Source organism: Xylophilus sp. Leaf220 (genome assembly GCF_001421705.1).
GTDB lineage: Bacteria > Pseudomonadota > Gammaproteobacteria > Burkholderiales > Burkholderiaceae_C > Xylophilus.
In genome coordinates this window covers 21,341-33,064 of the sequence record NZ_LMKO01000023.1, presented here as the reverse complement: position 1 = coordinate 33,064, position 11,724 = coordinate 21,341, and the positions used below count along the sequence as shown (strand labels likewise).

Below are 11,724 nucleotides of genomic sequence, written 5' to 3'. Positions count from 1 at the left end.
GGTGGTGCGCGCGGATAATCGCCGGATGCAGATCCGCTTCACCAAGATGCAGGGCGCAGGCAACGATTTCGTGGTGCTCGACGAAACCGGCGGCCCGCTCGGCCTGACGACCGCGCAGTACCGATTCCTGGCCGACCGCCACTTTGGCGTGGGCGCCGACCAGATCCTCAGCGTGCGGCCCGCGCCGACGCCGGCGGTCGATTTCGAATACGTGATCCACAACGCCGACGGCGGCGAGGTGGAGCAGTGCGGCAACGGCGCCCGCTGCTTCGCCCGCTTCGTGCGCGACCAGGGCCTCGCCACCCGGGACGAGATCCGGGTCCAGACCCGCGCCGGCACCATCACCCCCCGCATCACCGCCGACGGCCGCGTGACCGTCGACATGGGCGCCCCGGTGTTCGACCTGCCGCAGGTGCCGTTCGACGCGGCCGGCACCGCGCCGCAGCCCGCGGGCGGCTGGGAGACCTGGCCGCTGGCGCTCGGCGCCGCCGACGCGACCGTGCAGGTGGCGGTGCTCTCGATGGGCAACCCGCACGCGGTGCAGATCGTGGACGACGTGGACACCGCGCCCGTCGCCCAGCAGGGCCCGCCGATCGAGCGCCACGCCCGCTTTCCCCGCCGCGTCAACGCCGGCTTCCTGCAGGTCGTGGACCGCGGCCATGTGCGGCTGCGGGTCTACGAACGCGGCGCCGGCGAAACGCTCGCCTGCGGCACCGGCGCCTGCGCCGCGGTGGTCGCCGGCATCCGCCTCGGGCTGCTCGATCCGCAGGTCGACGTGCAGACCCGCGGCGGCCTCCTCACCATCGCCTGGGCGGGCGGCGGCGCGCCGGTCTTCATGACCGGCCCGGCGACCACCGTCTTCCACGGCCAGATCGACCTACCGGACCTCCCATGACCAGCCTGCCCCCTTCCGCCGAATCCGCCACCGCGGTGCCCCCGATCACCGAGGACGACATCGCCGACTACCTCGCCAACACCCCCGACTTCTTCGAGCGCCATGCCCAGGTGCTGGCCGCGGTGCAGCTCACCAGCCCGCACGGCAACCGCGCGGTCAGCCTGCAGGAGCGCCAGGCCGAGATGCTGCGCGAGAAGATCAAGGGCCTGGAGCAGCGGATCATGGAGATGATGCGCAACGGCAGCGAGAACACGGTGATCGCCGACCGGCTGCAGCAGTGGTCGCGCGCGCTGGTCGCCGCCCGCGACGCCGCCACGCTGCCCGAGTGCATCGTGGCCGAGGCGCGGGAGCAGTTCATCGTGCCGCAGGCGGCGATTCGGCTGTGGGACCTCGCCTCCGCCTATGCCGCGCAGCCCTGGGCCGCCGACGTGGGGGCCGACACCCGCAGCTTCGCCGCATCGCTCGCCACGCCGTACTGCGGCCCCAACCGCGGCTTCGACGCGGTACGCTGGCTGGAGGCGCCCGAGCGTGCGGCATCCGTCGCGCTGCTGCCGTTGCGCGACGGCCCGGCCGCGGCGCAGGGCCCGGTCTTCGGCCTGCTGGTGCTGGCCTCGGCCGAGGCCGACCGGTTCGACCCGGCGATGGCCACCGATTTCCTGGAGCGCATGGCCGAACTGGCCGGCGCCGCCATCGGCCGGCTGCGCGCCACGCCATGAGCGCCGCCGGCCGGCTGGTGGTGCCGGGGGCGGGCGGCCTGCACACCGCTCCGGCCACGCGGCGCAAGGCCGCGGCCGCCTCGGCCGGCGGCAAGGCCAGGTCCCCGGCGAAGGTCGGTGTCGCTCCCGCTCCGGACGACGACAGCACCGACGCTGCGCCGGTCCTCGGTCCGCTGATGGCCCGTTACCTCGAACACGCCACGTTCGAGAAGCGCCTGGCCACCCGCACCGTCACCCTGTATGCGCTCGATCTGCAGAAGCTCGCGCAGGCCTGCGCGGCGGCCGGGGTGGCGCCCGAGGCGGCGGCCCACCACCATATCCGCCGTTTCGTCGCCCAGATGCACGCCGGCGGCCGCAGCGCGCGCGGCATCGCCCTGATCCTGTCGGGCTGGCGCGGCTTCTACGCCTGGCTCGGCCGCGAAGGCCGCATCGCGCAGAACCCGGTGCAGCACGTGCGGGCGCCGAAGGCTCCCAAGCCGCTGCCGAAGGCCCTGCCGGTCGATGCCGCGGTGCAGCTGGCCGACTTTGCCGATCCGTCGGACGAGCCGCAGAACGCCTGGCTCGATGCGCGCGACGGCGCGATGGTCGAGCTGCTCTACGGCTGCGGCCTGCGGGTGGGCGAACTGGTCGGCCTGGACGCCGCCCCCACCGCCGCCGGCCAGGCCGCCGGGCGCGGCTGGATCGACCTGCAGGACGGCATGGTCCACACCTGCGGCAAGGGCCGCAAATGGCGCAGCGTGCCGATCGGCGGGCAGGCCGCCGCGGCCATCGGCCTGTGGCTGCCCCAGCGGCTGGCGGCGCTGCCGGCCGATGCGCTGTCGCAGCCGGCGCTGTTCCCGGGCCGGCGCGGCACCCGGCTCACCCCGCAGGCGGTGTGGCAGCGCCTGCGCCGCCGCAGCGCCGCCGCGGGGCTGGCGGCGCCGGTGCATCCGCACATGCTGCGGCACTCGTACGCGAGCCACCTGCTGCAGTCGAGCGGCGACCTGCGGGCGGTGCAGGAGCTGCTGGGCCACGCGAGCATCACCACCACCCAGGTGTACACCCGGCTCGACTTCCAGCACCTGGCCCAGGTGTACGACGCGACGCATCCGCGAGCAAAGCGTTAGTTCTCCCCCAGAGGATTTGGCTCTCCCCCAGGCTTCGCACTGCGTGTCTTCGCCTAACCCCCTTCCGGGGGCGCCGCTGGCCGACTGGCAGAGCCAGATCGGCGGCGGCCTGGGGTCTTCGCTGCGCTCGACGTGCTGGGAGTGCGATGCTATTGAAAGTGTAGCTAGAGGTCGGCGTGAGGCGCCGGCCAGGTGCACTTTTTGTTCGGAAATCGGCGTGCGGGACAATCGGGGGCTTATGAAAACCATCCGCTTGCGCGAAGGCAAGGAGCGATCGCTTCTGCGCCGACATCCCTGGATCTTCGAATCGGCCATCGCCAAGGGCGGCGGCGACAGCGGGGAGACGGTGCGGGTCGAGGGGCACGACGGGCGCTTCCTGGGCTGGGCGGCGTTCAGCCCGGCGTCGCGGATCCGGGCGCGGGTGTGGAGCTTCGACGAAGGACAGCGGATCGACGCGGGCTTCTTCCACGCCACGCTGGCGCGGGCGATCGCGGCGCGGGCCTGGTTCGACATCCAGAGCGACGGCCAGCGGCTGGTGCATGGCGAATCGGACGGGTTGCCAGGGCTGGTGGTCGACCGCTACGGCGACGTGCTGGTGGCGCAGTTCGGCTCGGCCGGGGTGGAGCGCTGGAAGCCGCAGATCGCCGACGCGCTGCTCCAGATCACCGGCCTGGCGCAGCTCTACGAGCGGTCGGACGCCAGCGTACGCGCCCTCGAAGGCCTGCCGGCCGCCACCGGCTGGCTGCGCGGCGACGCGGCGGCCTCCACCGAGCGGACGATCCGCGAGCACGGCTGGCGCCTCACGCTGGACGTGGCCGAGGGCCACAAGACCGGCTTCTACCTGGACCAGCGCGACAGCCGGCGGCGCTTCTTCGAGACCACGCAGCGGCGCGGCTTCCAGCGGGTGCTCAACTGCTACTGTTACACCGGCGGCTTCACCGTCGCGGCGCTGGCGGGCGGTGCGGCGCACGTCACCTCGATCGACTCTTCGGCGCCCGCGCTGGAACGGGCCGCGGCCCACGTCGCCCTGAACGGCTTCGACCCGGCGCGTGCCGAATTCCTCGATGCGGACGTGAACGCCGCGCTGCGCCGCTTCGCGCAGGAAGGCCGGACGTTCGACGCGATCGTGCTCGACCCTCCCAAGTTCGCGCCCACGGCGGCCCATGCCGACCGGGCCGCGCGGGCCTACAAGGACATCAACCGCATCGCGCTGGGGCTGCTGGAGCCGGGCGGCGTACTGTTCACCTATTCCTGCTCGGGCGGCATTCCGCCGGAGCTGTTCCACAAGATCGTCGCCTCGGCCGGTGCCGACGCCGGGGTGGACGGCTTCATCGCCGAGCGGCTGATGGGCGCGCCCGACCATCCGATGACGCTCTCGTTCCCGGAAGGCGACTACCTCAAGGGCCTGGTCGTCGTGCGCAGGTCCTAGGGCAACCCGAGAAGGTGTTGGGCAGCCAGCCGGGTGCGGCCAGCCGCAGGCCGTAGGCGACCACGTCGCGCGGCCAGTGCGCGGTGTGCCGCTCGAAGGCCTCCCGGTCGCCGGCGAAGAGGGCGCAGCAGGCGTCGTCGAAGCCCGGCGCGTCGCCCGCCAGCGTGCGCAGCGCGCGGTAGGCGGCCTCGCGGGCGCCGCGGACCTCGTCGCAGGCATCGGCCGCACGCTGCCGGGCCTCGTCCACCAGTTGCCGCAGCGTGACCGACACGCCGTCGGACTGCTGGCCGAGCCAGTTCCAGTGCCGCGGCAGCAGGCTGACCTGGCAGGCGACCGCGTCGCGGAGAAAAGCCGCTTCCTGCTCGGCCGCCAGGCCGTCGCCCGGGGACACGAGCGGTGCGGGCGGTCCGTCGGGCACGGGGCCGTCGCGGCCGCCGCTCCAGGGCGGGCCGCCGCAGTCGTTCTCGATGAAGATGCCGAAAGAAGGGTCGCGATGCCGGTCCCGGAAGACTGCCAGCGGTGCCGAGAGCGAACTGCAGCTCTGGACGAAAGAAGGGCAAGGCAGTTTGGGCGAAGCAAATGGCATAGGCGCTTGACGGGCGGTTACAACTGAATTCTACCCATATAGAATTTTGTTTGTAAACCGCCGTACATCCGGATCGCGAGGGTGGGAACCCTTGGGTGCAGGGGGCAGCGAAGGTCCAAAACCGCACACGCCCGCTACACTGGTCGATTGCTCGTTTTTTTACCAGGACGCATCATGAGCCTCATACCTGCCACGATCCTTACAGGCTTCCTGGGATCCGGTAAAACCACGCTGCTCAAGCGCGTGCTGTCGGAGGCCCACGGCCAGAAGATCGCGATCATCGAGAACGAATTCGGCGAGGAGAACATCGACAACGACATCCTCGTCTCGGAGAGCAAGGAGCAGATCGTGCAGATGAGCAACGGCTGCATCTGCTGCACCATCCGGGAAGACCTGCGCGAGGCGCTGCAGTTGCTGGCCGCCAAGAAGCGCAAGGGCCTGCTCGACTTCGACCGGGTGGTGATCGAGACGACCGGCCTGGCCGACCCCGGCCCGGTGGCGCAGACCTTCTTCATGGACGAGGAGATCGCCGAGAGCTTCCTGCTCGACTCCATCCTGACCCTGGTCGACGCCAAGCATGCCCAGGCGCAGCTCGACGACCGCCAGGAGGCGCGCCGCCAGGTCGGTTTCGCCGACCAGATCTTCCTGAGCAAGACCGACCTGGTCGCCCAGGACGAGACCGATGCGCTGGTTCACCGCCTGAAGCACATGAACCCGCGCGCCCCGATCCAGGCGGTGCACTTCGGCGAGGTGCCGATCAAGGACGTGTTCGACCTGCGCGGCTTCAACCTCAACGCCAAGCTCGACATCGATCCCGACTTCCTGAAGGAAGACGACCACGGCCACGCGCACCCCGACCACGACCATGCCGAGGGCGAGGCCTGCGACCATCCGTCCCACCAGCACGGTGACGGGCACCACCATCGGCACGACGACGACGTGAAGAGCTTCGCCTTCAAGTCCGACCGGGCGTTCGACCCGGCCAAGCTCGAGGATTTCCTGGGCGCGGTGGTCAACATCTACGGCCCGCGGATGCTGCGCTACAAGGGCGTGCTCCATATGCAGGGCACCGACAGGAAGGTGATCTTCCAGGGCGTGCACCAGCTGATGGGCAGCGACCTGGGGCCGGCCTGGGCCGAGGGCGAGGCGCGCAGCAGCAAGATGGTCTTCATCGGCATCGACCTGCCGCGGGACATCTTCCTGCAGGGCCTGGAGCAGTGCCTGGTCTGAGGGTGGAAGCCCACCTCGGACTCCGCAAAAACTTATATAACCGGTGGTGCGTGATCGACATTCCAAGTCGATACAATCGCGCCCCGGCGACAACCCGGGGGCGATCGGCCACCGTGATGATGTCGTCAATCCCGCGAGGAGACAGCGAGTGAAAGCCCAGCCCACCAAACCCAAGACGGCCGCCAGCCCGGCCCCTGTGCCGGAAGCGCCCGCAGCCCCCGTCGCACCCGTTGCCACGTCCACGCCGGACATTCCGCGCAGCACCCGTCCGTCGTCGCGCCTGGCGCAATTGACCGTGCCGTCGATGGCGCAGCACGCGGTCGCCTCCACGGCGGCCAAGGCCAGCTTCTCGCAGGCCTCGTCCTCGCCGGCCCCGGCGCCGGTGTCGTACACCGTGCCCAAGAAGGACCCGAAGCTCGCCCAGAACTGGAAGACCAAGTCGGCCGAGGAACTGAGCGACGAGGAAGTGCTGTCGATGGCCGACGCCGAGTACATGAACGAGAAGCAGACGGCCTTCTTCCGCCTGAAGCTCGTGCGCCTGAAGCAGGACATGCTCAACAATGCCGGCGAGACCACCGAGCACCTGCGCGAAGACACGGTCGTCGTGCCCGACCCGGCCGACCGCGCCACGATCGAGGAAGAGCACGCCCTGGAGCTGCGCACCCGTGACCGCGAACGCAAGCTGCTGAAGAAGATCGAGCAGTCGATCGTCCGCATCGACGCCGGCGACTACGGCTACTGCGACGAGACCGGCGAGCCGATCGGCGTGGGCCGCCTGCTGGCCCGTCCGACCGCGACGCTCTCGCTCGAAGCGCAGCAGCGCCGCGAGTTGAAGCAGAAGATGTTCGGCGACTGACGCCTCGCGCCGCCGCCCCTCGCAGCAGCAGGTCCCGCGCATGGCCAAGAGCGAAACTCCGGGTTTTCTCTCCAGGGTGGTGCGCTTCGTGCGCAAGCCCGGCGCGGCCTGGGCCGACGAGGACGTCCCCGGCGACAACGCCGACAGCGGCTACAGCAAGCAGTTGCTCAAGGAGGTGGTCGAGCGGCGACGGCGCAACGACTCGATCCGCAAGCGCGAGTTCGACCAGCTGCGCCGCCTGCGCCGCCGAGGAGCCGGTGTCGACACCGGCGGCGACGGCGCGGTGTCGTTCTTCGCCACCAGTCTGCTGAGCCGGCCCGACGACCGGGCCGTCACCCTGCGCAAGATCGACGAGATCGAGGAGCAGATGTCCCAGCAGTGGTGGACCACCCGGCCGCCCGAGCCGGGCGAGCTGCCGCTGCGCGTCGTGCCGGCCGGCGAGCCCACCCTCTATGCCCACCGCGCCCGTGCATCTGTGCCGGGCGGCCCCGACACCCGGCCACCGGCGCCCGGCGGCCTGAAGGTCGACATCGAACTGCCCGATGCCGACCACCCGGCGGCCGACGCGGCGCCGCTGATGGCGCCGATGGACCTGCAGCCCGCGGTGGAAGACCTGCCGGGCTTCGTCCACGATCCGCAGCTCGAAGAGTCCGCGATCCGCTTCGCCAATGCCGACTACGCCGGGGCCGAGGCCGCGCTGCGGCTGCTGGCCGCGGAAGACGGCGACGAGGGCAGCACGGTCGAGCATGCCTGGGGCGCCCTGTTCGATCTCTACCGCTGCATCGGCCAGCAGGAGCGTTTCGAGGCGGCGGCGCTGGAGTTCGCCCAGCGCTTCGGCCGCTCGCCGCCTTCCTGGTACCTGGTCTGCCCGCCGGGCACGGCCACCCAGTCGATGGAGCAGGACGACTTTCGCTGGAGCAGCCCGGCCCGGATCGACGGCGCCGCCGTTGAATCGCTGGAAGACGCCCTGGCGGGTGCGCCTGCGCCGTGGTTGCTCGACTGGTCGGCGCTGCAGGGTTTCCAGGACGATGCGGTCCTGCCCCTGCTGGCCGCCTTCACCCGTTGGGGGGACCTGCGGATCCCCATCCGCATGGCCGGGGTGGAGCCGCTGCTGCAGGCGCTGCAGGCCCGCACCCCGTCGGCCGATGCGCTGGTCGATCCGATCTGGTGGCGGCTCCACATGGAAGTGCTGCGGGTGCTCGGCCAGCCCGATGCCTTCGAGATGGTGGCGCTCGACTACTGCGTCACCTACGAGGTCTCGCCGCCGTCATGGCAGCCGGCGCGCTGCGAATGCCGCACGGTGGGCGACGCCGCCGCGGAAGACTCGGCCCTCGGCCCCGACCTGCCGGCCGCGGCCGCGCCGCTTGTGGCGGCCGACCACGGCGGGGCGGGCTTCGGCGCCAATTTCCCGGTGCTCACCCAGACGCTGCTGCCGCCGGCCCCGGTGGCCGAGCTGTCCGGCGAGATCACCGGCGACGCCGACGCCGCCATCGCCCGGCTCGACGCCGCGGCCGAGCACGGCACCGGCACGGTGATCGTCTCGTGCGACCGGCTGATGCGGATGGATTTCTCGGCGGCCGGCTCGGTCCTCAACTGGGCGGCGGCGCAGGACGCGGCCGGCCGTCAGGTGCAGTTCCGCAACCTGCACCGTCTGGCGGCCACCTTCCTGAACGTCATCGGGGTGGACGAATACGCCCGGGTGCATGCCCGCAGCGACTAGGCCGGCCGCCTCGTCGCCCGCACGTCGGCGGCCCCCGGTCCGGAAACATCCCGGCTTGTTTCCAGCGGTTTCGGCAGGCCGCCACGGCATTGCAAAGCGGCGGTCCGGCCCTACCTGACGCGGTTATGGAACAATTTCACGGCACGACCATCCTCAGCGTGCGCCGCCAGACGCCGCAGGGCATCCAGGTGGCGATCGGCGGCGACGGGCAGGTCACGCTCGGCAACATCGTCGTCAAGGGCACCGCCCGCAAGGTGCGCAAGCTCCACCACGACAAGGTGCTGGCCGGCTTCGCCGGTGCCACCGCCGACGCCTTCACCCTCTTCGAGCGCTTCGAGGCCAAGCTGGAAAAGCACCAGGGCCAGCTGGTCCGCGCGGCCATCGAGCTGACCAAGGACTGGCGCACCGACCGGGTCCTGCGCCGGCTGGAGGCGATGCTGGCGGTGGCCGACCGCACCGCCTCGCTGATCATCACCGGCAACGGCGACGTGCTGGAGCCCGAGCAGGGCATCGTGGCGATCGGATCGGGTGGCGCCTATGCGCATTCGGCCGCCAAGGCGCTGCTGGAGCACACCGACCTGGCGCCGTGCGACATCGTCAAGAAGTCGCTGGAGATCGCGGGCGAACTGTGCATCTACACCAACATGCACCACACCCTGGAAACGCTCGATTGAGAAGCTGTGAGAGAACCTGCGGCGCAGCCCGAGCGCGCGGCTGTGGACCTCACTGCACACGCGGGCTCGCTCCGCGACGGTTCTTTCGCACTTTCTGGCATCCGCCAGATCGCCGGATGCCCGCACCGGCGCTTTCGATGCGCGGCCTGCAGGCTCCACGCACCCGTTTCCAGAAGAAAAGTGGCTGTAGCCGGCGTCGTATGCCGGCCATCAGCTATCAATTGAATAGCAAACCAATTCCGAGCACGCCATGTCCTCCATGACCCCCCAGGAGATCGTCTCCGAACTCGACCACCACATCGTCGGCCAGCAGCAGGCCAAGCGCGCCGTCGCGATCGCCTTGCGCAACCGCTGGCGGCGCCAGCAGGTCGAGGGCAAGCTGCGCCACGAGATCACGCCCAAGAACATCCTGATGATCGGCCCGACCGGCGTCGGCAAGACCGAGATCGCCCGCCGGCTGGCCCGCCTGGCCGACGCGCCCTTCATCAAGGTCGAGGCGACCAAGTTCACCGAGGTGGGCTACGTCGGCAAGGACGTCGACGCGATCATCCGTGACCTGGTCGAGGTGGCGGTCAAGCAGACCCGCGAATCCGAGATGAAGAAGCACCGCGCCCGCGCCGAGGACGCCGCCGAGGACCGCATCCTCGACGTGCTGATCCCGCCGGCCCGGCCTACCGGCGTGCCCGATGCCTCGGCCGCGCCGGCGCTGGCCGGGCCCGAGAGCGGTGCCCGCCAGGCCTTCCGCAAGAAGCTGCGCGAGGGCCAGCTCGACGACAAGGAGATCGAGATCGACCTGGCCGAGCCCGCCCGGGCGCTGGAAGTGAGCGGCCCGGCCGGCATGGAGGAGATGACCGAGCAGCTGCGCGGCATGTTCAGCCAGATGGGGGCCGGCAAGCGCAAGACCCGCAAGCTGCGGATCGACGAGGCGATGAGGCTGCTGGTGGACGAAGAGGCCGGCAAGCTCGTCAACGAGGAAGACAGCCGCACCCGCGCCGTCGCCAACGCCGAGCAGAACGGCATCGTCTTCATCGACGAGATCGACAAGGTCACCTCGCGCAGCGAAGGCGGCGGCAGCAGCGCCGACATCTCGCGCCAGGGTGTGCAGCGCGACCTGCTCCCGCTGGTGGAGGGCACCACCGTCTCGACCAAGTACGGCATGGTCAAGACCGACCACATCCTGTTCATCGCCTCGGGCGCGTTCCACCTGAGCAAGCCCAGCGACCTGATCCCCGAGCTGCAGGGCCGGTTCCCGATCCGGGTCGAGCTGCAGTCGCTGTCGGTCGAGGATTTCGAGGCCATCCTCACCCAGACCCATGCGTCGCTGGTCAAGCAGTACCAGGCGCTGCTGGCGACGGAGGGCGTGACGGTGGAGTTCACGCCCGAAGGCATCACCCGTCTGGCCCGCATCGCCTACGACGTGAACGAGCGCACCGAGAACATCGGCGCGCGGCGCCTGTCGACGGTGATGGAGCGGCTGCTCGACGAGGTGAGCTTCGACGCCGCCCGCATGTCCGGCCAGACGGTGACGGTCGACGTCGCCTATGTCGACAAGCGCCTGGGCGAGCTGAGCAAGGACGAGGACCTGTCCCGCTACATCCTCTAGGCATCGCTCGCTGCCGCACGGCGCGGAGACGGCGGCGTTCGCGGTATGGCGAACACCGCGTGAAGACGACCACGCTGGGTGCGCAAGCCCGGCGTGGTCGTTCCGTATCTAGGAGCCGGCACTTCGCACTCGCGTAGGACATCGTGAAGCGCCGGTGCAGGCAGGCCGCGCGCGGGGCCGTCGGGGTTTCGGCAGGTTTGTTACATGTCCAGCCCCGATTTGCACAGCCGGGCCGGGTCTGAGGAAGCACTTTGACTGGCTCTCCTAAGTGCTTAATCCAGAAGGTTTTTCCCTCAGGAGAGGTATTCGCAAGTGCTTGTAAGTTGTTGATTTCATTGTGGAAGTTGATCGATCGGCATTTGTGCCCGCTTCTTTTCCTGCTACAGTGCAAAAAAGTGCAATTAAGTGGTGAAAAGTGGCTGCGCGCCCGCTTTCCCCGGCACACCAAGCGAATCCAAACCCGGGGGTCTTCCAGTCGTGTTCCAAGGAGCGTCATCGCTGAGTCTCGATGCGAAGGGGCGGCTGTCCGTCCCTACGCGGCATCGTGACGTCCTGGCGGCGACGGCGGCGGGCCAGCTGACGATCACCCGGCATCCCGACGGCTGCCTGATGATCTTCCCGCGCCCGGAGTGGGAGAAGTTCAGGGAGCGCATCGCCCAACTCCCGATGTCGGCCCAGTGGTGGAAGCGCATCTTCCTCGGCAACGCGATGGACGTGGAGATGGACGCCACCGGGCGGGTGCTGGTATCGCCCGAGCTGCGCCAGGCCGCCGGCATCGCCAAGGAGACGATCCTGCTCGGCATGGGCAGCCATTTCGAGCTGTGGGACAAGGCCGCCTACGAGGCCCAGGAAGCCGAAGCGCTGCAGGGCGCGATGCCCGACGCGTTCAAGGACTTCTCCTTTTAGAGG

Annotated in this window: 11 protein-coding genes; 10 read left to right on the top strand and 1 reads right to left on the bottom strand. The window is 70.0% G+C overall.

Features of this window, described 5'->3' with window-relative positions; genetic code table 11:
* Positions 1–25 precede the first annotated feature (25 nt).
* From dapF to ASE76_RS14070, 4 genes are all read left to right on the top strand, one after another.
* Positions 26–895 (top strand): diaminopimelate epimerase, encoded by an 870-nt coding sequence (dapF, locus tag ASE76_RS14085; RefSeq protein ID WP_055840588.1) that lies wholly within the window; start codon positions 26–28, stop codon positions 893–895.
* Positions 892–1,611: a DUF484 family protein gene (locus ASE76_RS14080; RefSeq protein WP_055840585.1), complete on the top strand. Its 720-nt coding sequence runs from the start codon at positions 892–894 to the stop codon at positions 1,609–1,611. Before dapF ends, ASE76_RS14080 begins: the two co-directional genes overlap by 4 nt.
* A 176-nt stretch (positions 1,612–1,787) precedes the next feature.
* Positions 1,788–2,717, top strand: a complete 930-nt coding sequence (locus ASE76_RS14075; protein ID WP_055841377.1) for a tyrosine-type recombinase/integrase — start codon at positions 1,788–1,790, stop codon at positions 2,715–2,717.
* A gap of 238 nt (positions 2,718–2,955) precedes the next feature.
* The gene (locus tag ASE76_RS14070; RefSeq protein ID WP_055840582.1) at positions 2,956–4,146 is read left to right on the top strand and encodes a class I SAM-dependent rRNA methyltransferase; all 1,191 of its coding nucleotides are present in this window, start codon (positions 2,956–2,958) and stop codon (positions 4,144–4,146) included.
* Here the strand turns inward: ASE76_RS14070 and ASE76_RS14065 are convergent.
* Positions 4,115–4,732, bottom strand: coding sequence for a DUF2239 family protein (locus ASE76_RS14065; protein WP_055840579.1), 618 nt, complete (start codon positions 4,730–4,732; stop codon positions 4,115–4,117). The two genes, ASE76_RS14070 and ASE76_RS14065, sit on opposite strands and share 32 nt — an antisense overlap.
* Before the next feature lie 174 nt (positions 4,733–4,906).
* Between ASE76_RS14065 and ASE76_RS14060 the strand changes: the two genes are divergently transcribed.
* The 6 genes from ASE76_RS14060 to mraZ all read left to right on the top strand — a co-directional run bounded on the left by ASE76_RS14060 (position 4,907) and on the right by mraZ (position 11,721).
* Positions 4,907–5,962, top strand: a complete 1,056-nt coding sequence (locus tag ASE76_RS14060; RefSeq protein WP_055840576.1) for a GTP-binding protein — start codon at positions 4,907–4,909, stop codon at positions 5,960–5,962.
* 148 nt (positions 5,963–6,110) lie between these two features.
* Positions 6,111–6,818 (top strand): RNA polymerase-binding protein DksA, encoded by a 708-nt coding sequence (gene dksA / locus ASE76_RS14055; protein WP_369793412.1) that lies wholly within the window; start codon positions 6,111–6,113, stop codon positions 6,816–6,818.
* A gap of 40 nt (positions 6,819–6,858) precedes the next feature.
* A complete protein-coding gene (locus tag ASE76_RS14050) occupies positions 6,859–8,538 on the top strand; it encodes an STAS domain-containing protein (RefSeq protein ID WP_156362785.1) in 1,680 nt (559 codons plus the stop codon).
* Positions 8,539–8,663: 125 nt separating this feature from the next.
* Positions 8,664–9,212: an ATP-dependent protease subunit HslV gene (gene hslV, locus ASE76_RS14045; RefSeq protein ID WP_055840571.1), complete on the top strand. Its 549-nt coding sequence runs from the start codon at positions 8,664–8,666 to the stop codon at positions 9,210–9,212.
* 250 nt (positions 9,213–9,462) lie between these two features.
* Positions 9,463–10,815, top strand: coding sequence for an ATP-dependent protease ATPase subunit HslU (gene hslU, locus ASE76_RS14040; protein WP_055840568.1), 1,353 nt, complete (start codon positions 9,463–9,465; stop codon positions 10,813–10,815).
* Positions 10,816–11,292: 477 nt separating this feature from the next.
* A complete protein-coding gene (mraZ, locus tag ASE76_RS14035) occupies positions 11,293–11,721 on the top strand; it encodes a division/cell wall cluster transcriptional repressor MraZ (protein ID WP_055840565.1) in 429 nt (142 codons plus the stop codon).
* The last annotated feature ends 3 nt before the right edge of the window (positions 11,722–11,724 follow it).

Coding starts and splice junctions, on each gene's coding strand:
- ASE76_RS14065 (WP_055840579.1), bottom strand. CDS start 4,732: ATGCCATTTGCTTCGCCCAAACTGCCTTGCCCTTCTTTCGTCCAGAGC.
- dapF (WP_055840588.1), top strand. CDS start 26: ATGCAGATCCGCTTCACCAAGATGCAGGGCGCAGGCAACGATTTCGTG.
- ASE76_RS14075 (WP_055841377.1), top strand. CDS start 1,788: ATGGCCCGTTACCTCGAACACGCCACGTTCGAGAAGCGCCTGGCCACC.
- hslU (WP_055840568.1), top strand. CDS start 9,463: ATGTCCTCCATGACCCCCCAGGAGATCGTCTCCGAACTCGACCACCAC.
- ASE76_RS14070 (WP_055840582.1), top strand. CDS start 2,956: ATGAAAACCATCCGCTTGCGCGAAGGCAAGGAGCGATCGCTTCTGCGC.
- ASE76_RS14060 (WP_055840576.1), top strand. CDS start 4,907: ATGAGCCTCATACCTGCCACGATCCTTACAGGCTTCCTGGGATCCGGT.
- ASE76_RS14080 (WP_055840585.1), top strand. CDS start 892: ATGACCAGCCTGCCCCCTTCCGCCGAATCCGCCACCGCGGTGCCCCCG.
- ASE76_RS14050 (WP_156362785.1), top strand. CDS start 6,859: ATGGCCAAGAGCGAAACTCCGGGTTTTCTCTCCAGGGTGGTGCGCTTC.
- hslV (WP_055840571.1), top strand. CDS start 8,664: ATGGAACAATTTCACGGCACGACCATCCTCAGCGTGCGCCGCCAGACG.